Source organism: Chryseobacterium panacisoli, from assembly GCF_008274625.1.
Classification (GTDB): Bacteria; Bacteroidota; Bacteroidia; order Flavobacteriales; family Weeksellaceae; genus Chryseobacterium; species Chryseobacterium panacisoli.
Genome location: NZ_VTRU01000003.1, coordinates 274,802 through 298,991, shown reverse-complemented (window position 1 = coordinate 298,991; position 24,190 = coordinate 274,802). Strand labels below are relative to the sequence as shown.

Below are 24,190 nucleotides of genomic sequence, written 5' to 3'. Positions count from 1 at the left end.
AAAAATATTTAAACAAAAAAAAGAGACTGTTTACGGGTAAACAGCCTCTTTTTGTATGTATTGTTGTCTGAATTATTTCTTCTTGTAAGCAGCGTCTTTGATTCTTGCTTTTTTACCTCTAAGGTCTCTGAAGTAGTAAATTCTAGCTCTTCTAACTCTACCTTTTCTGTCAAGCTCGATTTTTTGAAGTGCAGGCAGGTTAATAGGGAATACTCTTTCTACACCTACATCACCACTCATTTTTCTGATAGTGAAAGTTTTTGTAGAACCAGTACCTCTTAATTGGATAACTGTTCCTTTGAAGAACTGAGTTCTAGTCTTTTGTCCTTCTTTAATTTCGTAATACACAGTAATTGTATCACCTGCTTTGAATTCAGGGAATTCTTTTTTAGCAATGTACTTGTCTTGTACGTACTTTAATAAATCCATTATTAATAAAATAAAATGTTAAAGCTAAGCAACTTACACGTTCTTCGTCAGAGGTTGAATAACAGGTTGCAAATGTACAAAATAGTTTTTAAATAAACCAAATAATTAATGTGCTAAAAACTATAATTTTTTTATTCTGGTTTTGCTAAAAAATTAACAGTTTCTTTAAAATACCATCAGGCAGAGTTTACATGGGAATTCTACTTTTGCCCGAAGTAAAAAATCCGGCTATCGATTTTTTAAATTCCTGATTCACAACTTAAAACTATATGTTATTTTAAAACTAAAGCTATTATGAAACATTATTTCTTCTTTTTTTGTTTCGCGGTCCAGATGGCTTTCGGGCAGGTTTTGTTCCCTTATTTACAAAATCCTACTCCGAATTCTATGATCGTCAATTGGAAAACAGCGTCCAATAATGAAACAACAGTGATCTACGGAAATTCTCCAACGAATTTGAATGTGACAGTAACAGGTACTACCAATATCTTCTCAGATACGGGGTACAACAACAATTATTATTATCACACAGCAAAGATTGCCAATCTTCAGCCGAACACGAAATATTATTATAAAATAAAAACGGGAACCAGTGAATCTGCCGTTTATAATTTCAGAACTCTTCCTTTGCCGGGACAGGCCGTAACTGCCAATGGAAAGATCCGTTTCCTTATTATGGGGGACAACCAGATCAAAGCAGAGCCAAGATATGATACGCTTACTTTGAATGCATATAAAAAATTAAAGGAAAAATTCGGAGCTGCTTCAGATCCGTCAGATAATATTGCTCTTACTTTTATGGTAGGAGATCAGGTGGATGTAGGAACATTGGATCATTATGAGAATGTTCACTTCAAAAAGAATATCAAGTTATCCCCCTATCTGCCGATTCAGACAACGGTAGGAAACCATGAAACCTATGGAACGATGGGAATGAATTCTTACTATGCCCATTTTTATATTGATGAAATTAGTTATAAAGGAATAAGCTCAGGAAATGAAAATTATTATGCCCAACAGGCTGGGAATGTATTATTCGTAAGTTTAAGCTCAGAACACACGGGGTCTGCACAGCAGACATGGCTTCAGCAGATCTTAACAGCAGCTAACAATGACACTACAGTAGACTGGATCATTTCTTTGAGCCACAGACCTTATCAGGCTGAGCAGTATGTAGGAGATATTTCCACATGGGTAAGAGAAAATGCAGTACCGCTTCTTGTAACTTCGGATAAATATTTAATGCACGTTGGTGCTCACCATCATTTATATCACAGAGGTCAGCTGAAAAATACACCGAACTATCAGATTATTTCCGGAGGAACGGCTTGGGATCAGTATTGGGGAATGTCTAATGAAAAAGATTTTGATGATGTTCAGAAAACTTTAACAGACTGGACGTATCAGATCGTTGAGGTAGATATTCCGACAGGAAAAGTGGATATTGAATGTTATTCTATTGGAGGTGTGTACAACAAGAAAAATAATGTACTGGTAGATTCTTTCCACAGATATAAAAATCAGCCTAAACCGGCAAAACCGTCCATTACAAACACTTTTTCGGGGACTACTACTTTACCATTGACATTGAATGGAAGCGCATTTTCATCTTCAAATAATGAACTGTTGAACACAACACAGTTTCTGATCAGTAAGACAGCCAATTTTTCTGTGATTGAAAAAGAATTTTACCGTGATTTTGAAAACTGGTTCGGAAAAGATGGAAACGGAACTCCGGATAAAACCAAAAACCTGAATGATGGTGTAGACATTACAAAAGCAACATTGGCTGCCAACTCTATTCCAAACGGTATCTATTACGTGAAAACCCGTTACAGAGACAGAAACCTGGAGTGGAGCGACTGGAGTGATGTGAAGCAGTTTGAAATCACAGGAAGTGTAGTTTCCAATCCTACATTTACTTTAAATAAAACAGAATATGCCCAAAATGAAACCATTACCGCTACATTCACTGGAGGTCCGGGAAACCAGCAGGATTGGGTAGGAATTTATAAAAAAGGACAAACGCCGGCCAGTACTACTTCACAAGTGTACAGTTACACTAATGGACAAGTAGCAGGAACGGTTACGTTTAATAATGGTATGGCAAATAAAGGTCAGTATTTTGCAGGATTTTTTGCTAACGGAGGGTATACAGAAATCACTCCAAGAAAAGAGTTCTATGTAGGACCGAAAGTTCAGCTGCAGACTACTTCTGATACGTATCCGGTAGGAGGAACAGTTGTTCTTAATTTTACTGACGGGCCCAATTTGCAGAAAGACTGGATCGGAATTTATAAAATGGGGCAGACTCCGGGAACTACAGCCTCTATCAAATGGAGCTATGTAACGACTGCGTCAGGAACTCTTAATTTCACCGGACTTCCGAAAGGATATTATTATGCTCAGTATCTTCTGGAGGACGGATATAACGGAATCGGGGAGAAGGTATTCTTTAAAGTAGGGGATATCGTAACAGATTTGTGGATCAATAAACCGGTATATACATTAGGAGAAAATATTACGGCTTCATGGACAGATTCTCCTGGAATCATCAAAGACTGGCTGGGAATTTATCCTCAAAGTGTTCAGATACCTGATGACAATTTCGTTTCTTATACCTATTTTGACGGGGTGACTCAGGGAACAAAAACAATTCAGGGAACGGCAGTACCTGCCACGCCAGGAAATTATTATATGGTTATGTTTACCAATGATTCTTATACAGAAGTTTCAAACAGAGTACAGTTTCAGGTAACTTCACCAACCTTAGGAACGGAAGAAACCAGAAGTACAGAGAAAAATGTAGTATTGTATCCAAACCCAACCAAGCCGGGACAGCCTACTTTCATAAAAAGTGATTACCCAATTGAAAAAATTGAATTGGTCTCAGCCTCAGGAGAATTACTGTATGTATCGAAAAATATCAATAACCAACGTTTCTCTTTGGTGAATGAGAATCTTCCGGCAGGTGTTTACTTTGTAAAAGTACACGGAAGAAAACTATTTACTTTAAAACTGATTATTCAGTAAATAAATTAAATACAATTATAATGAAGAGGCTGTCAGAAATGATAGTCTCTTTTTTATTGTTTAAATATAATGCCTGCTCAATCTGAATAATTTGGCAGAAATGTTTACTACAAACATCAGTGAAAATCTGTGTTATCTGCGGTTAATAAAAAAGCAGTTCCAAAAATTTGAAACCGCCTTTGATATATTTATGTATTGATTAGTCAACATACAGATCATCTTCGCTGAATGCTGCCGGATTTTCGGTAGAAGCATATTCCTCAGGTAGATCAGCCAGCGCTTTGGTTTCCTGAAGGAGCTTTCCATCCGGACTATATAGTTTTATGATTACCCATTTTCCATTGCGTTCTAATTCTTTAACTCCGTTTAGGGTAGTGAGCTTTATTTTTCCACTTTGCAAAACACCTGATTTTACAGAAGATTTATTGGCAGGTTTCCCTTTTATATACTGAACAATTTGTGCCGTGAAGAAGTAATCATGATCTCCGTCTTCACTCAAAGGCTGGTTATAAGTGTATAAAAGAGTACCTTTATGATCATAAATAGCGGCGTCATAAGCTGTTTGTTTAGAATTTAATTTCTTCTCAGATTTCAGCTTTTTCTCTTCAGTATACATTTTAATATTTACTAAAATGCCTTCCTTATATTGGGTTTCGGTAAGTCCTTCGTAGGCTGTACCATTATAAGGCATTTCATCCTTATAGGCCAAGGTAGATTTCAGTTTTCCATCCGGAGAATAATATTTAATCTCTTGGGTAACACCGTCTTTTAAAATTTTCTCAGATGATAATTTTCCTTCTTCGTCAAAATATTTACTGGTTATCACTGAGCCGTTTTTATATACATCAATAGAAGATATCAATGCATAATCATAATTAAGCTCATAATCTTCACCGTCCATTGGTTGGTAAATATCATTCTCTTTATCGTACTGATACATAAGGTGGCCTATTTTTTTTCCGGATTCATCATAAGTGGTTTTATAACCGTCTTTTTTGTTTCTCTTCTGTTCCTGAAGCAGCTGCCCGTTTTTAGCATAAATAATACTTTCCTTTATACTGCCGTCATTTTTAGTTTTTTCAATTTTTGAAATCCTCATTGGATTCGGATAATAATCTACCTGCAGCCCCTCTCCTGACCCCGAAGGAGATGTACCAATAAGTTTCCCTTTCTCGCCGTAATATTTAGTCTCATAGTTGCCGTCTTTATCGGAAGTAGTTTCGTATCTGATTCCCTTAATATCTTCATCGTAAATAATAGTCTTTACCGGCAGAGAATTCTCATAAGTGGTTATCGTGTTATAAAAAGATTCATTTTCAGGATCTTTGTATGCCACCATTTTTCCAGTGAAGTTCCCGTCAGCTTTATAGACCATATCTTCGGTAATTCTGCCTTTATCATCATAAGTCTGAGAAGCTCCAACCTGTTTTCCATTAGAATAAGTTACTGTACTCATGATCTTTCCTTCAGGAGTGTACCAGGTCACTTTTCCGTCAAAAACTTCATTGCTTGGAGTAGTGTCAGAAGCAAGACCCTCCATCTGTAGTTTCCCGTTTTTATAGAAATCTTTGATAAGGGTTAGCTTGCCTTTAGGAGTCGTTTCACGGTAATATTCCATTTTGTCCTGGGTCGTTTGTTCCCAGTTTTCATCGAAATAAGTTTTTTCCTGTGCATACACATTGATGCTGAGTACCAGGGCAAGTAATGCTGAGGTAAATAATTTTTTCATGTTTTTATTTAAAATTTGATTTTTGTATATGATTAATGTGATGGTATATATTGAAATGTTCTCTGAAGAAATCAGAAGAAGTAAAAGGGCAATAATGGCCTGCCGCAAAATAGTTTTTATATTAATATTGTGTTTAAATCAAGGATATCCGAGACAAAATAGATTGTATTTCTGGATTTGAAGCCTCAAAGATAAATCAAATTGACGAGAAATACCACAAAAACGAACAGACTTGTTCATTTTTATTGATAAAAGTTTGATTTTTATAGTTTTAAATATTGAAAAAAAAGATTCAAAAAAAGGATTCAATTCAGGATCATTTCCGGTCATGGGATATACCAGAAAATTTATTAAATTTAGCCAACAGAAAAATCTAATATTTCATGATAGATAAAAGAGTAAAAAATGCAAAGGAGGCCATCGAAGGAATTCAGGATGGAATGACACTGATGCTTGGCGGATTCGGACTTTGCGGTATCCCTGAAAACTCAATCAATGCTTTGGTAGAAAGTGATGTGAAAGATCTTACCTGTATTTCAAACAATGCAGGAGTAGATGATTTCGGATTAGGATTACTGCTTCACAAAAGACAGATCAAGAAAATGATCTCTTCTTATGTAGGAGAAAATGCTGAATTTGAAAGACAGATGCTTTCAGGTGAACTGGATGTAGAACTTACTCCACAAGGAACTTTAGCTGAAAAATGCAGAGCTGCGCAGGCAGGAATCCCTGCTTTTTATACTCCTGCAGGATACGGAACTGAAGTAGCAGAAGGGAAAGAAGTAAAAGAATTCAAAGGAAAACCTCATATCCTGGAGCATGCTTACGATGCAGACTTTTCTATTGTAAAAGCATGGAAAGGAGATCACGCCGGAAACCTTATCTTCAAAGGATCTGCAAGAAACTTCAATCATCCTATGGCAGGAGCTGCGAAGATCACGATTGCTGAAGTAGAAGAACTGGTAGAACCGGGACAATTGGATCCAAACGAAATTCATATTCCGGGAATCATGATTCAGAGAATTTTCCAGGGAGAAAAATTTGAAAAAAGAATTGAGCAGAGAACAGTAAGAACTAAAGAATAAGCTCGGATAATAAAATAAAAAAGCGCTGAAAATATTTTCAGCGCTTTTTTTATGCTTGAGGAGTCAGTGTTTTTCTTTCTCCGATCTGTTGTCTCCACATGGCGTAGTACAGTCCTTTTTCAGCAATTAGATTACTGTGTGAACCTGTTTCTACTACCTGTCCGCGTTCAAGAACATAGATTTTATCAGCATGCATTATCGTACTTAAACGGTGTGCTATGAGTACTGTGATCTGTTCTCTTTCTTTTGAAATGTCTTTGATGGTCGTAGTAATTTCTTCTTCAGTAATACTGTCCAGTGCAGAAGTCGCTTCATCAAAAATCAACAGATGGGGTTTTCTTAGAAGAGCCCTTGCGATCGCTATTCTTTGTTTTTCCCCGCCACTCAGCTTCAGACCGCCTTCACCAATAACGGTTTCAATTCCTTTTTCAGCCCTTTCCAGCAATGCGGTACAGCTTGATTTCTGTAAGGCAATCGCCAGTTCTTCTTCGGTAGCGGCGGGATTTACGAAAAGAAGATTTTCTTTAATTGTTCCTGCAAATAACTGAGTATCTTGTGTTACAAAACCAATCTGATTTCTCAGTTCATCAAAATCAAACTCTTTTCCATTAATTCCATTGTAAAAAATATTCCCTTCCTGAGGTCTGTATAATCCAACCAGCAGTTTTACCAGTGTACTTTTTCCGGAACCACTAGGCCCTACAAAAGCAATAGTTTCTCCATTTTTAAGATCAAAGGAGATATTATTTAAGGCTTTATACTGCGCAGACTGATGTTTGAAAGAAACGTGTTTGAATTCCAGTTCTTCAATAGCTCCAATTTGTTTTGGATGAGGAGGTTTTTCTTCCACTTCCTTTTTCATTAAGCGGTCAAAATTCTGAAGAGAAGCTTCAGCTTCACGATAAGAAATAATAATATTCCCGATTTCCTGCATCGGCCCGAAAATAAAGAAACCATAAAACATCAGAGACAGATACTGCCCCGGAGTCACAATGTTTTTAAAAATCAGATACAATAAAGTCAGGGTAATCATCTGTTGCAGAAAATTGACCATCGTTCCCTGGATAAAACTTAAAGAACGGATGCTTTTCACCTTTCTCAGTTCAAGACCAAGGATTTTATAAGTATTGTTATTTAAACGGATTACTTCCTGATTGGTTAATCCTAAACTTTTGACAATTTCAATGTTTCTTAAGCTTTCTGTAGTACTTCCCGCCAGAGCAGTAGTCTCGGTAACAATATTTTTCTGAATACCTTTTATCCTTTTGCTCAAGAGATTGGTAACAAAGGCAATCAGGAAAATTCCACATATATAAACTGGCATGATCGACCAATGTAAACGGATAGCATACACTGAAACGAAAATAATACTGACTAAAATTCCAAAGAAAATATTGATAAAATTGGTAATGAATTTCACCGTATCTTCCCTTACTTTTGTTAAAATAGACAAAGTTTCACCACTTCTCTGGTCTTCAAATTCCTGATAAGGAAGAGCCATGGAATGCTTTAATCCGTCTGTAAATATTTTCGCTCCAAACTTTTGGGTAATCACACTTACCACATAATCCTGAAAGGCTTTGGCAATTCTACTTACCATAGCTGTTCCGATAAGTAATCCTAAAAAGTAAAAAGCACCATGATATGCGGAACTTCCATATAAATATTCATTCAGGTTTCTGGGTAATAGCTTTTCTTTATCAAAAAAGTTAGGATGAGTAACCAGCTGGTCAAGAATATTTCCTGTGATAGCCGGGGCAAATAAAGAAAAAACCTGATTGATAGTGGCCAGGAATAAAGAGATGATTATCAGCCACTGATAAGGTTTAAGATATCTAAAAAGTATTTTCATTCTGTTAAAAAATAATGGCACAAAATTACAGATATTATTTTAACTAACAGTGTTAATTATTGAACACAACAAAGCTCTTTTGTATTCAAGTGAAAATAATTAAATTGCAGTCTAAGTTTTTATTATGCTTACAAAAGAACAAATTGCCAAAAGAATTTCAAAAGAACTGAAAGATCGTTATTATGTAAACCTGGGAATTGGAATTCCTACTTTGGTTGCCAACTATGTTCCGGAAGGGATTTCTGTAGAATTCCAGAGTGAGAACGGAGTTTTGGGGATGGGGCCTTTCCCTTTCGCAGGGGAAGAAGATGCTGATATCATCAATGCCGGAAAACAAACTATTACTATTCTGGAAGGAGGTTCATTCTTCGACTCTGCATTCAGTTTCGGGATGATTCGTGGTCAGAAAGTAGACCTTACTATCCTTGGAGCCATGGAAGTTTCAGAAAATGGAGATATTGCCAACTGGAAAATTCCTGGAAAAATGGTAAAAGGAATGGGAGGTGCTATGGACCTTGTAGCTTCTGCTGAAAATATTATCGTTGCAATGATGCATGTGAACAAAGCGGGAGAAAGCAAAATCCTTAAGAAATGTACACTTCCTTTAACGGGGGTCAACTGTGTGAAAAAAGTGGTTACTGAACTGGCCGTTCTGGATGTAACTCCGGCAGGTTTCAAACTGGTGGAAAGAGCACCGGGGGTTTCAGTAGAAGACATTATTAAAGCTACAGAAGCAGATTTGATTATTGAAGGTGAAATTCCTGAAATGCAGTTTTAATCTGATGAACAATAAAAAAGTTTCGGCCTCACAAAGTGAGGCCGAAACTTTTTTATAACACAGAAAATGATCATTTAAAATTCGACAAATATTTCTATAACCGACCTTAAAAAAAGCGACATAGGAAATCGTAGTGTCAAAAAAATAAGTTCTGTGAACGTTAAGAAAATTCTATTGTCCGAAGCGCGAGACAAATGCAGAACCGATTAAGAAATAATGATTCCGCGCAAGTTTAGAATTTTTAGAGAACAGGATTTATTTTTAGCGGAGAGTTCCAGGTCTTGAATTTTTGTTTCTTTTGTTTCAGGACAAAAGAAATTAAGACCCAACAAAAAAGCTGCTTCATCAATGAAACAGCTTTTATATCTCAGCGGGTAGTATGTAAACCTAACCTCTAATCTCTAACTTACTTCCCGTCCTGCGCCCCAAAAACTTTCTGCAAAATGCTTGTCGTTCTCATGGCCGGAGTATTTCTGATGCCGCTTTCTTTATCAGCTACCATTTTGAATACACCGTTGATGGTTTCTGTAGTAACATATTCGTTAAGATCTGTTGTTACAGATTGTCCTGTAAAAGTGTTATATTTTGAAATCAGATTTTTCCAAAGTGTATCAGCGCCTACTTTTCCTAATGAGGCCTTTACTTTAGGCTGAAAAGCACTGAACAATTGACTCTGGGTTTTCCCCTGAAGATAGCTTGTAGCTGCATTATTACTGCCTAATAAAATATTCTTGGCATCCGTAATGGTCATAGAAGTAATAGCGTTGGTGAAAATAGGAGCAGCTTCCGTTACAGCATCTTCAGCAGCTCTGTTTAATAATTTAACACCTTCATCAGCAAGACTTCCCATACCGATAGAACGTAAAGTGGTGTCGATCTTTCTTAATTTTTCAGGCATTAAAATTTTTACAGCTTCATTTTTAAAAAAACCATCTGTAATGGCCAGTTTTTTAACTCCGTCCGTTACTCCCATGCTTAAAGCTTCTTTTAATCCTGAAGATATCTGAGTAGAAGTAAGGTTTCCAAGATTGGCAGATGAATGATTGGTCTGGCTGGAAGTTGTGGTGGTAGTGGTAGTGGTTTTAGTACCGTTAGTCTTTACCGGAGCATTCAGATCTACGCCTGTTTTGTCTTTAACGGCAGATTTTATGATATCGAAAATTTGTGCCTGTGTTGACATTGAGAATAATAAACCGGCCGCCAGAAAAATATTTTTTTTCATCTTATTTTTTTACAAATTTAAATCTTTTAATTTTTTAAGTCGTCTAAGTTGATCAAAAAACAAACCAGAATGCACAGAATATAATAGAAGAATATCTAAGAACATGTTTCTGCACATGGTAAATTGTCCATTCACAAGAATCTAAACAATTGAAGATGCCTAAATTTTGTTTTTAAAAGACTCAAAGAGTTTTGAAAAATAATTATCTTAGCTCAAACCTTAATTCCATCCAATGATACGGACTTTTTTAGCACTTTTTATATTGATTTCAAATGTGATTTTAGCCCAAAATAAATTAAATTTAATCCCTTATCCTCAAAAAGTTGAATTTTCGCAGGGAGCATTTTTAATACCGGAAACCTTGTTGTTAAGTAGTAATTTACCAAAAGAAGAAACGGGATTTTTCAAAAAGCGGTTAGATGCTCAGTTTAAATTTCAAGATATTCAAAAAGAGGATGGAAGCCATTTGACCCACTCTATCATTTCTGCAGTTTCAACAGATGCGGAACAGAAAAAAGAATATTATTCCATAGAAATTTCTCCAAAGCAGATTCATGTAAAATCTTATACAAAACAGGGATATTTTCTGGCGCTGCAAACATTGATTCAGGTTTTTGAGCAATATAAAGGGAGTAAGGAAATTCCGACGATGAAGATTGAAGACCAGCCAAAATTTGCCTGGAGAGGAATGCATCTGGATGTATGCCGTCATTTTTTCACGGTGGAAGAGGTGAAGCAGTATATAGACTATCTGGCGATGTACAAACTGAATACATTCCACTGGCATTTAACAGATGATCAGGGATGGAGAATTGAAATAAAAAAATACCCAAAGCTTACTCAGATAGGTTCAAAACGTAAAGAATCCATGATCGGGGCTTATGTTGATAATACTTTTGACGGAAAGCCTTACGGACCTTATTTTTATACCCAGGAGCAAATAAAGGAGGTGGTAAAATATGCTCAGGACAGACATATCACCGTAGTTCCGGAAATCGAAATGCCGGGGCATGCTTTGGCCGCGTTATCTGCATATCCTGAATTGGCCTGTACAAAAGGACCTTTTGAAGCTGCTACGAAATGGGGCGTTTTTGATGATGTTTTCTGCCCGAAAGACGAAACATTTACATTCCTGGAGAACGTTTTGGACGAGGTGATGAAGTTATTCCCATCCAGATACATTCATATCGGCGGTGATGAATGTCCAAAAACACGATGGAAAGAATGCGCACACTGTCAGGAATTAATTAAGAAAAATAACTTAAAAGATGAGCATGGCTTACAAAGCTATTTTATTCATAGAATTGAAAAATATGTCAATAGCAAAGGAAGAAAAATTATAGGCTGGGACGAGATTTTAGAAGGAGGGTTGGCTCCTAATGCCGCTGTAATGAGCTGGACGGGTGTCAACGGAGGTATTGAAGCTGCAAAATCAAAACACTTTGCTGTAATGACTCCGGGAGCATATTGTTATTTTGATCATTATCAGGGAGATCCACAGTCAGAGCCTAATGCTTTTGGAGGTTTTACTCCTTTAGATAAAGTATATTCTTACAATCCTATTCCTTCCGAGTTGAATGCAGAGCAGGCCAAATATATCATGGGAGTTCAGGCCAACTTATGGACAGAATATATTTTAGATTTTAAACAGGTACAATATATGATCTTCCCAAGATTAATGGCCCTTTCTGAAGTAGGGTGGGGAACATCAGATCCTAAAAATTATAAAGAGTTTGAAAATAGGGTAATCAACCAATTTAAAGTTCTGGATAACATGAAGGTGAACTATGCAAAGAGCATTTATAACATCACCGGAAAAGTAATTCCTTCAAATAATGGAATTGCCTACGAATTGTCAACCTCACAAAACTCAAATGGCATCAGATATACGCTGGATGGGACAGATCCTTCTATCAACTCTAAAACCTACCAGAACGCAGTTCAGATTCCTAATTCTTTGACAATTAAATCTGCTTATTTTGAAGAGGGGCAGTTGAAGAGTGCTGTTTCTACACAGCAGTTTATGATTTCAAAGACCACAGGAAAAAACATAAGTCTTGAACAGCAGCCAAGTGAAAATTATTCTTTCGGAGGTGCTTTTACATTGGTAGACGGGATTATCGGAAATGTAAAACAGCTTGGCAAAACATGGCTGGGTTTTCAGGGGAAAGATGTAGTGGCAACCATAGATTTTGGTCAGAAAACCTCTTTCACAGAAGTATATTTTAATACATTAGAAAATAAAGGAAGCTGGATTCACCTTGCTAAATCTGCAAAGATTTTTGTTTCAGATGATAACAAGAATTTTAAACTAATTAAAGAAATCGGGACAGCAGAAATTCAGAATTCGAATGGAAAAATCAAAGTGAACGTTGGAGCACAAAATACAAAATACCTGAAATTAAGTATTGAAAATGCAGGCATTATTCCGGCAGGAAATCCCGGAGCAGATTCAAAGGCATGGTTATTTGTAGATGAAATTGGCGCAAATTAAAATAAATAAAGAAGAGAAATGCTGGAGATTATAAAAGAACCGTGGCCGTGGTATATTGCCGGCCCATTGATTGGTCTTACCGTACCTGCCTTATTGCTAATGGGAAATAAATCCTTTGGAATCAGTTCCTCACTAAGACATATCTGCGCAGCCTGTATACCCGCCAATGTGAACTTTTTTAAATATGATTGGAAAAAAGAAGCCTGGAATTTATTCTTTGTAGCTGGAATTTTCTTTGGAGGAATGATTGCTTCCGATTTTTTGCTCAATCCCGCAGAAATAACCGTTAATCCTGATCTGAAAACGGAATTGGCAGGTTACGGAATTACAGATTACAGCAATCAGGTTCCGGTACAGCTAATGAATTTTGAAAGCCTACTGACTTTGAAAGGATTTATCATGATAGTAGTAGGCGGATTTCTGGTAGGCTTCGGAACAAGGTATGCCGGAGGATGCACCAGTGGACATGCTATCATGGGGCTTTCCAACTTACAATGGCCCTCTTTGGTTGCAACAATCTGCTTTATGATCGGTGGTTTTTTAATGGCTAACATTATTCTGCCAGTCATTCTTTCCCTATCAATATAATTTTAAAACAGAAGTTTACATCATGATAAAAGAAAAAGAACAGAATATATGCCAACAGGATGCTGTATGTGTGAACGGAAGTACTCTTACTCATCAATGGTATCACAATTTGAAGTACCTTGCTGCAGGAATTATTTTCGGGATTATTTTTGTGAAAGCAGAAGTCATCAGTTGGTTCAAAATACAGGAAATGTTCCGCATGCAGTCTTTTCATATGTATGGTATCATTGGAAGTGCTGTGTTGGTGGGCATGATTTCAGTATGGCTCATCAAAAAATTCAATATAAAAACAATACATGGAGAGCCTATTACACTCACTCCAAAAAAGTTTAATAAAGGTCAGATTTATGGTGGATTGATTTTTGGTTTTGGCTGGGCTGTTACAGGAGCCTGCCCCGGACCTCTATTCGCTCAGATCGGAACAGGAGCTTTAGCAGTATCTGTTACCCTTTTGAGTGCCATTGCAGGAACATGGGTATATGGATATTTCCGGGATCAATTACCACACTAAAGAATCGGAAACTTTCCCAAATACTCCATCAAAGGTACTTATATTCCTCTCCTTTGCAGGGGTGGTTTAAAATGATAAAAACGCATACAGAATTTTAAAAGCAAAAAGACTGCAGAAAATAGCCTGTAGTCTTTTTAAGTATAAAATTATGAATAAATGAAGTTCTCAGCGCCTAAAGCCATATAAAGATTAATGCGCTCTATTCTGTACTGAAGTTCCAGACTGATGAGGTTCATTTCGTTTTTCAGGAGATCCCTCTGTTTACGGATCAGTACAAAACTGTTGTTGATACCTACCTTTATCTGTTTCTCGGTGAGCGTAATATTATTTTTTAATTCATTGACAGCCTTAGTCGTATAAGTCATCTGTTTTTCAATAGAATGAAGATTGGCCAGAGAAGTCTCCACTTCGTTCAAAGCATTCAGAACCGCTTTTGAATATTCTTCAACAACCTGTTTCTGCTGGGAATTTTTTATCTCCACATTCTTTTTTAATTTTCCGCTGTTGAATAGCGGAGAAACCAATCCGCCACCCACTTTTAATAAGGGATTTGAAAATAAAGAATTGATAGATTCCACATTACTTCCGGCAGATCCAAGAGACGCACTTATACTTAATGAAGGAAGTCTTGCTGCTTTAGCCTGCTGTACTTCATAAAAAGCCTTTTCAATCTGAAAATGATTAGCCTGGATATCTGATCTGTTTTCCAAAAGTTCAAGAGGAAAAGACTCAGGAATCCTATTGGTTACAGGATTAAAAAAATTCTGAGTGGCTAACTTCCCTTCCGGATACTTTCCGGTGAGCAGTTCCAGTGATCTTCTGGATTGTGTATTTGCATTTTTTATCTTTTCCAGATAACCTTGCAGGGAAATAATCTCTGCTGTTATATTGGAGATATCCAAAGCATTGGCCGTTCCTATTTTCTTTTGAATGACATACAGCTTTTCCAGATCTCTAGATTTCTGAATGTAACTTTCAATCTTATCTTCCTGATTATTTCCCGCAATATTCAGAAAATAAGCTTTAGCAATCATCCCGGCAATAGACTGATGCAGCAAGGTATTCTGATGTTTTGCAGAAAAGTAATTGCTGGTGCCTGCCATTTGTGAAGATTTATTTTTTCCCCAAAGATCAATTTCCCAGTTGGCTTTTAAGGCAAGGCGTCGGATCTGAGTATCACTTACTAAATTATTGGAAGTATTGGCTACTGCGCTTACACTTGGATAAAGATCACTTCCTGCAATTTCCATTGCCAGTTCAATCTGATTCAGCTTTTCCTTTGCTATAATAAGATCAGCATTATACAGCATTCCTTCATTGATCAGGGCTTCCAATAGAGGTGTTTTAAGATCATTGATCCAGTCATAGGAAATTGATCTTGAGTTCGCTTTTCTGTCGAAGATCCATTCATCCGGGATTTCCATATGAGAAGCAATTTCGCTCTTTTCCTTAAGCCCGTTTATATTTTCCTTAGTTGGCTCTTTGTAACCAATGCATGAACTTAAACTTACAGAAAGTACACCCAGTAAAATTAATTTCTTGTACATGTTAATGAAGTTTAGGAATCAGATAGTTGATTTTACTGTTGATACGTACCATTACTTTTCGGATAAGATGAAGCGGTTTGATATGGTCAGAATAGATGACCGCTGTTCCTCTTGCTCCAACGGTAAGCTGTTTCTGGCTGTCTTCCAATACAAACTTCGCAATAAGTTTTCCATCGGTTTCCGGCAATTGTCTTGCTGTGTCAGGAAGTCCGGCAGTAGACCCGTTGCCTCCCAGCATTCCTCCTGCATTATTCATAATTCCCTGGCTGGTAGCATCAATTACATATTCAAGTCTGGCTTTTACCACTTTTCCCGGTTCTGTTTTAAGAGCCAGTTCTACTTCATCACCGTTTTTTACCGATTCCAGTTCATTCTGGGCAAAAAATCCAATTACTGACTGTTGCTTCTGGATCAGAACAAAAGCAGATTTAAAAGGTGCCATAATTGCTCCTTCATTCAATTGAACATTGGGAATTACTCCATCGGTAGGAGCCAGAACAACTGTTTGGGAAAGATTCCATTTTGCTTGCTCCAGCTTTGCCTGAATCTCAGACACTGATGAATTCTCTCCACCATAAGAAGCGTTAGATTTCGTTTCCAATGACTGTTGCTGTGACTGTGCTGCACTGATTCTTGATTGAAGATCACGTACATTCGTGACAGCCTGTTCCAGATCAAATTTATTAGCCGCGCCTGCTTCCACCAATTCCTTATACTGAGTAGCTCTTTTATTAGCTAAATCCAGCTGTGACTGTAACCCTGCAATATTTTTTCTGGAAGCTGAAATATCCGTATTATAAGAACTTACAGTAGCTTTCATATTGCTCAGCTTAGCTTCCAAAGATTTTATTTCCTGTAGATATGGCTCTCTGTCCAGTACAAATAGAGTATCTCCTTTCTTTACTTCCTGATTGGTCTTTACATAGACTTTTTTCACCCTTCCCAAAACCTGAGTGGTAATATCTACACTTCTGTTTCCCACTTTTACGTCAGAGGTAATAGGACAGTAATAATTTAAACTTAATATTAAAGCTATAGACCCGAAGATAGGTAATGAATATACCACTACCTGTGTAGTAAATGTCCAAGGGATGAGTTTGAGTTTTTTAATAAGCAGCCAGCATATTCCGGCATATATTGCTACTAGTAATTCCAGCATGTTTTTTAATTTTCGATTGTTTTAAATTCTTCTTCAGTAAAATCTGTGGTATTCGTGTCTTTTTTCGGTGTTTCTTGGGTTCCGTAATCATAGTTGGCCCAGATTAGGGCAATCGGCCATAAAAGGCCTCCAAAAACAAGGGAAAGGAGGCACATACTTTTTATGGCTTTCAGCTGAGGATGGTTCTTTTTCTCAGCTACCTTTTCCGGATAAATGTGAACTTTCCAGAAAAGATAAATTCCTGCTATAGGTAAAACAAGTAAAATGAACCAAGAAGCAGAATTTGCTATAGTATCTTCTAAACTGCCTGTTGATGCCTGAACAAAATTGCATGATAGTAACAGGCAAAGAAGTAAGGATATTCTTTGCATAAAATAATTGTATGAGGTAATAATGAAATGTAAACAAGGAAGTAATATGGCGGTCAGTACTTAACCTGCCGATTACTGTGAAATCTTAAGAAAGATTAAAGATAATTCAATAATAAGTCGTTTTTTAGGTGATGTTTTTCTCATTTTGCTTTTTAATTGATTGTATAATAGTGTTTTGAGTAAGCAAAAATAGAATGAATAAAATGAGAAAAAGTATTCCTAAGTTATTTTTTTCTTTCGTTTCTTTTTTTATGAATACGGGCTGTCATCCTTGAAAGCGAGTTTGGAGTAATGCCCAGAAAATTGGCAATATACTTTCTGTTGGCATTCTGTGAAGTAAAAGGACGGGTTTCCAGAAACTCTTCATACCGGGAATGGGGAGAAGCAGAGCAGAACTGTTCTGTGCGTACTTTTAATATGCTGATGATCTGTTTTAAAGATTTAATATATAGATTATAAATACCTCTGTTCTGAAATGCAGCTTCTTCAAATTCACTTTTATTAAACAAGAAGATCTGAGTTTCTATTACAGCTTCTATGATATACTTTCTTTCATTTTCATGAGCATAAGACTCCGGACTTTCCATAATAGCAGCTTCTTTTTCAGAGGGGAGAAAAAGGTTGCTTTCAACCCCGTCTTCATCATCAAAGAAAAATCTTAATAATCCATGGGAAAGAATGAACATCTGGTTGAAAGACTTCCCCGGTTCTGCCAGTTTTTCTTTTCTTTGAAGTAGTTTGGGAGTACTCATATTGGCCAGAATAGCAATTTCTTCATCAGAGAGTTCCTGAAAGAAAGAGATATTTCTGAAAATTTTAAATGAGTCCATTACAGCAGTAAAGATAAATAAAAATAATACACGGATATTCGTTGAGCTGCCATGAGGATTTCATAGAAGTTTTTTTTAGATTTGTGGGTATTATACAATTTGAGATACCATGAACAATAACCGAAGAAGTTTTATTAAAAAACTGGGAATTGCAACAGCCGCACTTGCCGTAAACCCACTGGATTTAATGGCTGCTGAATTACCCGGACCCACTGTCAAAGCTGTCAACAAACCAATTGTCCTTTCTACCTGGAATTTCGGATTAAAAGCCAACGAAGAAGCGTGGACAATTCTTGGAAAAGGAGGAAAAGCTTTGGATGCCGTTGAAAAAGGAGTTCGTCTCGTAGAATTAGATCCTAAGGAAAGAAGTGTGGGCTATGGAGGCCGTCCGGACAGAGATGGAAGAGTAACGCTGGATGCCTGTATCATGGATGAAAATTATAATATCGGTTCTGTGGCATGCCTGGAACATGTTAAAAACCCTATTTCCGTTGCCAGAGCAGTAATGGAAAAAACACCACACGTTATGCTTGTGGGAGATGGAGCCCTGCAGTTTGCCCTTTCACAAGGATTTAAAAAAGAAAACCTTCTCACTCAGGAATCTGAAAAAGAATGGAAAGAATGGTTAAAAACCAGCCAGTATAAGCCTATTGCCAATATTGAAAATCACGATACCATAGGAATGATTGCTTTGGATGCACAAGGAAATCTTTCAGGTGCCTGCACAACAAGTGGAATGGCTTTTAAAATGCACGGCAGAGTGGGAGATTCGCCAATTATCGGAGCAGGTCTGTTTGTAGATAATGAAGTAGGAGCAGCTACAGCAACCGGCCATGGTGAAGAAGTGATAAGAACGGTAGGAACTCATCTTGTAGTTGAGTTGATGAGACAAGGCAGAAATCCACAGGAAGCCTGTAAAGAAGCCGTAGACAGAATTGTAAAAATCGCACAGCGAAGAAACAAAAATCTAAAAGATATTCAGGTAGGTTTTATTGCCATCAATAAGCAGGGAGAATACGGATCTTACTGTATTCAGGACGGATTCAACTTTGCGGTGTATGATCAGAAAGGAAACCGCCTTGAGAAACCGGAATTTGCTTTGAAATAATTCTGGTACCGGAAATATGACTTGTAGAGAGCAAAATAAGGATTCAATATATTTTGTCGGAGATAAAATCCTTGCACCTTGAAACAGATTGCAAGAAAAATCTTTGTGTCTTTACGTTATTCCAGCAAGAAATAATTAAAAACTTAACAGTAACGGGGGCGTGCTGTCGAAGAAATTTATTTAAACAAATCATTAAAAAACTATTTAGCCAAAACATAAAACAAATATGAAAAGAACGATTATCGCTTCCTTATTTCTGGTTATTGCATGCAAAGAAGAAAAGAAGGAGATTAACAATGTTACTGAGCCACAGCAGATAGAAGAGAAAGTAGTTTTGAATAACGAGTCCAATGAAGCAGAAGATGCTAAAAGATGGCTGGAAAAAAGCATTATTGATTATTTTAAAGCTGATATCGGAAATGGAGAAAAGAATATGCAGAAGATCACAACCAAAGACTATTTCGATTATAAGACTGATGCGATGAATGTAGACATGGATGTAGACGGAAGTCTTACTGAGAAAGAATTTCAGGATAAATGGAAATCGAAATTCGACACCCGTAAAGCCGGAGTTGGAGTCGGTTTCTTAATTACAGCTCAGGATTGGAACAAGATTGAAGTTGGAAGCTGTGAATTAAAATCTTCGTCAAAAGATGAATATGTCTTCAGTATAGTGTTGAGGGATGATGGTTTTAAGGCTAAATATCCTTCAGTAATAAAAGTAATAAAAGAAAACGGTTCCTTTCTGATTGCAGATGTATTGCAGGATAGGCCAAAGGAAAATTAAACAGATACAATACAATGTCAAAAATAGAAATAGCATGTTTTAATCCTGAATCAGCAATAATTGCTTTTGAAAATGGAGCTGACAGAATAGAATTATGTGACGGTCTCAGTGAAGGCGGTACAACCCCGGATTTTGAAACCATGAAAAAGCTCCGCGAAAAAATTAATATCCCGGTTTTTGTAATGATCCGTCCAAGAGGAGGAGATTTTACCTATTCGGATTCAGAATTTGAACAGATGAAAAAAGATTTGGTTCATTTGAAATCGTTACAGGCAGATGGTTTTGTATTCGGTATTCTGGATGAGAATGAGGAAGTCAATATTGAGCAGAATAAAGCTTTGGTAGAACTGGCTGCACCGCTTCCATGTACATTCCACCGGGCTTTTGACCGGGCAGCAAGCCTGGAAGAATCGTTAGAAAAAGTAATTGAATGTGGTTTTACAACCATTCTTACTTCCGGTCAAAAACCCAATGTATCGGAAGGTAAAGAAAATCTGAAGAGACTGGTTGAACTATCTAATGGAAGAATCGAAATACTTATAGGGGGCGGACTGCGTTCATCCAATATTGAAGAAATAAGAGCAACTACAAATGCAGGTTACTTCCATTCTTCAGCCATTACTGATGGTGGTGCTTTTGCCAACCCGGATGAGGTAGTGGCATTGAAGAGTAAGTAATAGATTATATACGCTTAGTTTGTCCTTCCAAGCGTAGCGGGAATCTAAACCAATAAGATAGAGATTCCTTCGTTCCTCGGAATGACAAAATCACTGGTATTGTAACGATACAAAACAAATTTATTGATGAATAGAACGATCCTTTTTGCTTTCCTTTTCACACAGAATATACTTTCTGCACAGTTTTCACAAAGAAATTTATCCTCTGAGAACTGGCAATTTAAAAATTCAAAAGATCAGAACTGGCTTCCTGCAAAAGTTCCGGGAACCGTTCATTTGGATCTGATGGATAACAAGATTATTCCTGATCCCTTTAAAGATGAAAATGAAAAGAAAGTACAGTGGATCGAAAATGAAGACTGGGATTATCAGACTCAATTTACGGTTTCACCTCAGGAATTGAAAAATGATAATATTGATTTGGTCTTTAATGGCTTGGATACATTTTCTGAAATTTATCTTAATGGTAAGCTCTTAAAGAAAACAGATAATATGTTCAGGAAATGGAATATTCCTGTAAAACAATTTATGAAACCGGGTGATAATACATTGCAGATTAAGTTTACATCTGCGGTAAATACCGGAAAAGAATTGGCGAAAAAAGTTCCGTTTATCATGCCGGAATCGCCAAGAAGTTTTGTAAGAAAAGCACAGTATCAATTTGGCTGGGATTGGGGGCCGAGGCTTGTTACCGCAGGAATATGGAAAGATATTCAATTGGAATTCTGGAATAATGCTAAAATTATAGCCGTTAAAGATATTCAGAATAACTCCGGAAAAGCTTCTGATTTACGTTTTGACATAGAGGTTTATGCTCAAAATGCAGGAGATTACACATTGGATCTTAATAAAATTCACCAAAAAATATCTTTAAAAAAAGGAATCAATACAATTTCAGTTCCTTACGAAACAAAAGGAATGGAGCTTTGGCAGCCTAACGGACGTGGCGAAGCTAATCTTTATGATTTTAAAATAAAACTTTTAAAAGATCTTAAAAATATTGATGGTAAAGATATCAGGATAGGATTAAGAACTGTAGAATTGATTCAGGAAAAAGACGAAAAAGGAAAATCATTCTACTTTAAAGTGAATGGTCAGCCATTATATATTAAAGGAACCAACTGGATTCCGGGAGACAGTTTTTCTCCGAGAATGACCAAAGAAAAATACCGGAAACTCATCAAAGATACCAAAGAAGCAAATATGAATATGATCCGTATCTGGGGCGGGGGTATTTATGAAGATGATGAATTTTACAAAGCATGCGATGAAAACGGAATTTTAGTATGGCAGGATTTTATGTTTGCAGGAAGTTTTTATCCTGCAGATGAGGCATTTTTAAACAATGTAAAAGAAGAAGTAAAAGATCAGGTGAGCAGACTTCAGAATCATCCGTCAATTGCTTTATGGTGTGGGAATAATGAAATTGATGAAGCTATTGTCAACTGGGGATATCAGAAACAGTTCAAATATTCAAAAAATGATTCGCTGCAGGTTTGGAAAGACTATAAAAAATTATTCCATGATGTGATTCCCAATGTATTGTCAGAAAGTCTGAAATCAGATAAAAATATATATTGGCCGAGTTCGCCGTCCATCGGCTGGGGACATAAAGAAAGCCTTACAGAAGGAGATTCTCACTATTGGGGAGTTTGGTGGGGTGAGCAGCCATTTGAAATTTACGACGAAAAAGTAGGACGTTTCATGTCTGAATACGGTTTTCAGGGGACACCCAGCCTTGAAACTACAAAATCCATGTTTTCCGGAACTTCAGAGTTAAATCTGCAAAATTCAACAATCAAAGCGCATGAAAAGCATGCCCGTGGATGGGATATTATTAATGAATATCTGAAACGTGATTATAAAATTCCTGCGGATTTCATACAATATAATTATGTTTCACAGCTATTGCAGGCAAGAGGAATGCAGATCGCAATAGAAGCCCACCGCCGTGCAAAACCTTACAATATGGGAACGCTGTATTGGCAGCTCAATGATTGCTGGCCCGTAGTTTCGTGGTCGTCTATAGATTATCTTGGAAACTGGAAAGCTTTCCATTATCAGGCTAAAAGAAGCTTTGAACCTGTATTGGTATCAGTTGTAGAAACCGAAAAAAACTATGACATTTATCTGATAAGTGATCTGTTGAAAGAATTAAAAACAGATATAAAGTTTGAATTAATTGATTTTAAGGGAAAAGTACTTTGGAAAGCCGATCAGTCCGATGTGGTACATGCTGATGTCAGTAAGAAGATTAGGAGCATCAGTAAATCGGAATTGGCTCAGTTTAATCTTTCCGAAGCTGTTTTGAAGATCAGTTCTGAAAAGGATATGGCATTTCAAAAGCTGTTCTTTTTTAATAAGCCTAAAGATATAAAACTCCCAAAGCCTGAGATTAAAATCAGAAAAATATCACCCACTGAAATTGAAATATCAACAAATGCCTTGGCAAAAGATACGTATCTGATTGGAGATGCTCATTTCAGCGATAATTTCTTTGATCTGTTACCGGGAACTTCAAAAAGAATTGTCCTTTCAAAACCTTTAGAGAAAATTGAAGTAATGAGTCTTTGGGATGTGATGAAAGACTAAAGATAATTTTCAGAATATTAATTCGGAATAATCCATAAAAATAAAAAGAGCTATCGTAATGGACAGCTCTTTTCTACCTGTAGCAGCGGAAGCTTCCTGCGGCAGTTTTTGAAGATAATTGAGTACGTATTTCTAGTTATCTTGGTATTATTTGTTGTGAATGTACTCTATTTTGAACATTTACATCTGTTTCTAAATAATTTAATTGCTATTTATTGTATACGTCCCAGTCCAGATACCCTTCCATGGTAAGTCCGTAATGAAGTTCTCTTTTTGGAGGGGTGAGTTCCCAGTTGTTTTCAAGGCGCTCCACAAGATCAGGATTGGAAATAAAAGCCTCTCCGAATGCTGCAATATCAATCACACCTTCATTGATCAGTTTTTCAGATTTTTCTCTGTCCATTCCTCCGGCAAGGATGATTACACCATCATACCAGTTTCGGAAACGCTTCATGAAATCATCCGGTAAAGCAAAACTTCCTCTGGATTTTTGATCCATGATATGAACATAAACGATATTCCTCTTGGAAAGTTCTTTGGCTAAATACTCGTATGTAGCTTCTATTTCATCGTAATAAGGCATTTCATATAATCCACCATATGGAGTTAGGCGGATGGCTACTTTATCAGCACCAATTGCTGCAATAGCAGAATCTATGATCTCTAATAAAAATCGTGAACGGTTTTCTATACTTCCACCATATTCATCCTTACGGTTATTGACAAACGGATTCAAAAACTGCTCAATGAGATATCCGTTGGCTCCATGAAGCTCAATTCCGTCAAAACCTGCTTTCACAGCATTTACAGCCGCTATAGTGAAGTCCTGAACAACCTGTTTTACTTCATCAGTAGCCAACGCCCGTGGCTTGGAATTAATAACAAAACCTTCTTTTCCATTTTCATCATATCCCCATGCATGCGTTTCACCTGCCTGAATATCAGAAGAAGAAACAGGAGCTTGTCCGTCCGGCTGGATCGTTACGTGAGAAGCACGTCCCACGTGCCATAATTGTGTGAAAATCTTACTTCCTTTTTGATGTACCGCATCGGTCACCAGTTTCCAGCCTTCTACCTGCTCATCTGTATATAATCCGGGAATATGAAGTACTCCTTTTGAAGTTGGAGAGATGGCTGTACCCTCTGTAATGATTAGTCCTGTACTAGCACGTTGTGCATAATATTCAGCATTGAAGTCTTTCGGAATTCCATCTTCATTTCTGGCTCTGGTCATTGGCGCCATGGCGATTCTGTTTTTAAGGTTTAATGAGCCTATACTTGCTTCTTTAAAAATATTAATATTCATTGTTTAAAATTTTAGTTATTAAAAAAATGAGATGATTAGTCTTATTTTATAATTTTACAGACGTATTTTTAAAAGATATTTTTTATTGATTT

Annotated in this window: 19 protein-coding genes; 10 read left to right on the top strand and 9 right to left on the bottom strand. The window is 36.8% G+C overall.

Annotation, left to right across the window (positions count from 1 at the left end):
• Window positions 1-72: 72 nt before the first annotated feature.
• Window positions 73-429, bottom strand: a complete 357-nt coding sequence (gene rplS / locus FW781_RS14485; protein ID WP_047376947.1) for a 50S ribosomal protein L19 — start codon at window positions 427-429, stop codon at window positions 73-75.
• A 294-nt stretch (window positions 430-723) separates the two neighbouring features.
• Here rplS and FW781_RS14480 point away from each other — a divergent pair, with 294 nt between their 5' ends.
• Window positions 724-3,462, top strand: a complete 2,739-nt coding sequence (locus tag FW781_RS14480) for a fibronectin type III domain-containing protein (protein ID WP_149388077.1) — start codon at window positions 724-726, stop codon at window positions 3,460-3,462.
• A gap of 199 nt (window positions 3,463-3,661) precedes the next feature.
• Here the strand turns inward: FW781_RS14480 and FW781_RS14475 are convergent, their stop codons facing one another.
• Window positions 3,662-5,191 (bottom strand): toxin-antitoxin system YwqK family antitoxin, encoded by a 1,530-nt coding sequence (locus tag FW781_RS14475; protein WP_149388076.1) that lies wholly within the window; start codon window positions 5,189-5,191, stop codon window positions 3,662-3,664.
• A 383-nt stretch (window positions 5,192-5,574) separates the two neighbouring features.
• On the opposite strand from FW781_RS14475, the gene FW781_RS14470 reads away from it, so the two are divergent.
• Window positions 5,575-6,276 (top strand): CoA transferase subunit A, encoded by a 702-nt coding sequence (locus tag FW781_RS14470; RefSeq protein ID WP_149388075.1) that lies wholly within the window; start codon window positions 5,575-5,577, stop codon window positions 6,274-6,276.
• A 49-nt stretch (window positions 6,277-6,325) separates the two neighbouring features.
• Here FW781_RS14470 and FW781_RS14465 read toward each other — a convergent pair whose 3' ends face one another.
• Complete coding sequence (locus FW781_RS14465; protein WP_149388074.1) at window positions 6,326-8,128, bottom strand: ABC transporter ATP-binding protein; 1,803 nt, start codon at window positions 8,126-8,128, stop codon at window positions 6,326-6,328.
• A 124-nt stretch (window positions 8,129-8,252) separates the two neighbouring features.
• On the opposite strand from FW781_RS14465, the gene FW781_RS14460 reads away from it, so the two are divergent.
• Complete coding sequence (locus FW781_RS14460) at window positions 8,253-8,906, top strand: CoA transferase subunit B (RefSeq protein WP_047376943.1); 654 nt, start codon at window positions 8,253-8,255, stop codon at window positions 8,904-8,906.
• A gap of 406 nt (window positions 8,907-9,312) precedes the next feature.
• Here FW781_RS14460 and FW781_RS14455 read toward each other — a convergent pair whose 3' ends face one another.
• A complete protein-coding gene (locus tag FW781_RS14455) occupies window positions 9,313-10,128 on the bottom strand; it encodes a DUF4197 domain-containing protein (protein WP_149388073.1) in 816 nt (271 codons plus the stop codon).
• Between the two features lie 232 nt (window positions 10,129-10,360).
• Between FW781_RS14455 and FW781_RS14450 the strand changes: the two genes are divergently transcribed.
• Genes FW781_RS14450 through FW781_RS14440 form a run of 3 tightly spaced genes read left to right on the top strand, consistent with a single transcriptional unit; the run spans window position 10,361 to window position 13,721 of the window.
• Window positions 10,361-12,622, top strand: coding sequence for a glycoside hydrolase family 20 protein (locus FW781_RS14450; protein ID WP_149388072.1), 2,262 nt, complete (start codon window positions 10,361-10,363; stop codon window positions 12,620-12,622).
• A gap of 18 nt (window positions 12,623-12,640) precedes the next feature.
• The gene (locus FW781_RS14445; RefSeq protein ID WP_149388071.1) at window positions 12,641-13,210 is read left to right on the top strand and encodes a YeeE/YedE family protein; all 570 of its coding nucleotides are present in this window, start codon (window positions 12,641-12,643) and stop codon (window positions 13,208-13,210) included.
• Window positions 13,211-13,232: 22 nt separating this feature from the next.
• Window positions 13,233-13,721, top strand: a complete 489-nt coding sequence (locus FW781_RS14440; RefSeq protein WP_149388070.1) for a DUF6691 family protein — start codon at window positions 13,233-13,235, stop codon at window positions 13,719-13,721.
• A 146-nt stretch (window positions 13,722-13,867) separates the two neighbouring features.
• Here FW781_RS14440 and FW781_RS14435 read toward each other — a convergent pair whose 3' ends face one another.
• The 4 genes from FW781_RS14435 to FW781_RS14420 all read right to left on the bottom strand — a co-directional run bounded on the left by FW781_RS14435 (window position 13,868) and on the right by FW781_RS14420 (window position 17,628).
• Window positions 13,868-15,268 carry a TolC family protein gene (locus FW781_RS14435; protein ID WP_149388069.1) on the bottom strand — a complete coding sequence of 467 codons (1,401 nt, stop codon included), beginning with the start codon at window positions 15,266-15,268 and terminating at the stop codon, window positions 13,868-13,870.
• A 1-nt stretch (window position 15,269) separates the two neighbouring features.
• Complete coding sequence (locus tag FW781_RS14430; RefSeq protein ID WP_149388068.1) at window positions 15,270-16,427, bottom strand: HlyD family secretion protein; 1,158 nt, start codon at window positions 16,425-16,427, stop codon at window positions 15,270-15,272.
• A 5-nt stretch (window positions 16,428-16,432) separates the two neighbouring features.
• On the bottom strand, window positions 16,433-16,798 hold the full coding sequence (locus tag FW781_RS14425) for a DUF3302 domain-containing protein (protein ID WP_149388067.1): 366 nt from the start codon (window positions 16,796-16,798) through the stop codon (window positions 16,433-16,435).
• 224 nt (window positions 16,799-17,022) lie between these two features.
• The gene (locus FW781_RS14420; RefSeq protein ID WP_149388066.1) at window positions 17,023-17,628 is read right to left on the bottom strand and encodes a Crp/Fnr family transcriptional regulator; all 606 of its coding nucleotides are present in this window, start codon (window positions 17,626-17,628) and stop codon (window positions 17,023-17,025) included.
• Between the two features lie 109 nt (window positions 17,629-17,737).
• Between FW781_RS14420 and FW781_RS14415 the strand changes: the two genes are divergently transcribed.
• From FW781_RS14415 to FW781_RS14400, 4 genes are all read left to right on the top strand, one after another.
• Entirely contained in the window at window positions 17,738-18,736 is a 999-nt protein-coding gene (locus FW781_RS14415; RefSeq protein ID WP_149388065.1) for an isoaspartyl peptidase/L-asparaginase family protein, read from the top strand.
• A gap of 226 nt (window positions 18,737-18,962) precedes the next feature.
• Window positions 18,963-19,523, top strand: coding sequence for a hypothetical protein (locus FW781_RS14410; protein WP_149388064.1), 561 nt, complete (start codon window positions 18,963-18,965; stop codon window positions 19,521-19,523).
• Between the two features lie 14 nt (window positions 19,524-19,537).
• Window positions 19,538-20,200 (top strand): copper homeostasis protein CutC, encoded by a 663-nt coding sequence (locus FW781_RS14405; RefSeq protein ID WP_149388063.1) that lies wholly within the window; start codon window positions 19,538-19,540, stop codon window positions 20,198-20,200.
• Window positions 20,201-20,326: 126 nt separating this feature from the next.
• Window positions 20,327-22,792: a beta-mannosidase gene (locus FW781_RS14400; protein WP_149388062.1), complete on the top strand. Its 2,466-nt coding sequence runs from the start codon at window positions 20,327-20,329 to the stop codon at window positions 22,790-22,792.
• Window positions 22,793-23,000: 208 nt separating this feature from the next.
• Here the strand turns inward: FW781_RS14400 and FW781_RS14395 are convergent, their stop codons facing one another.
• Window positions 23,001-24,098: an alkene reductase gene (locus FW781_RS14395; protein ID WP_149388061.1), complete on the bottom strand. Its 1,098-nt coding sequence runs from the start codon at window positions 24,096-24,098 to the stop codon at window positions 23,001-23,003.
• Between the last annotated feature and the right edge of the window lie 92 nt (window positions 24,099-24,190).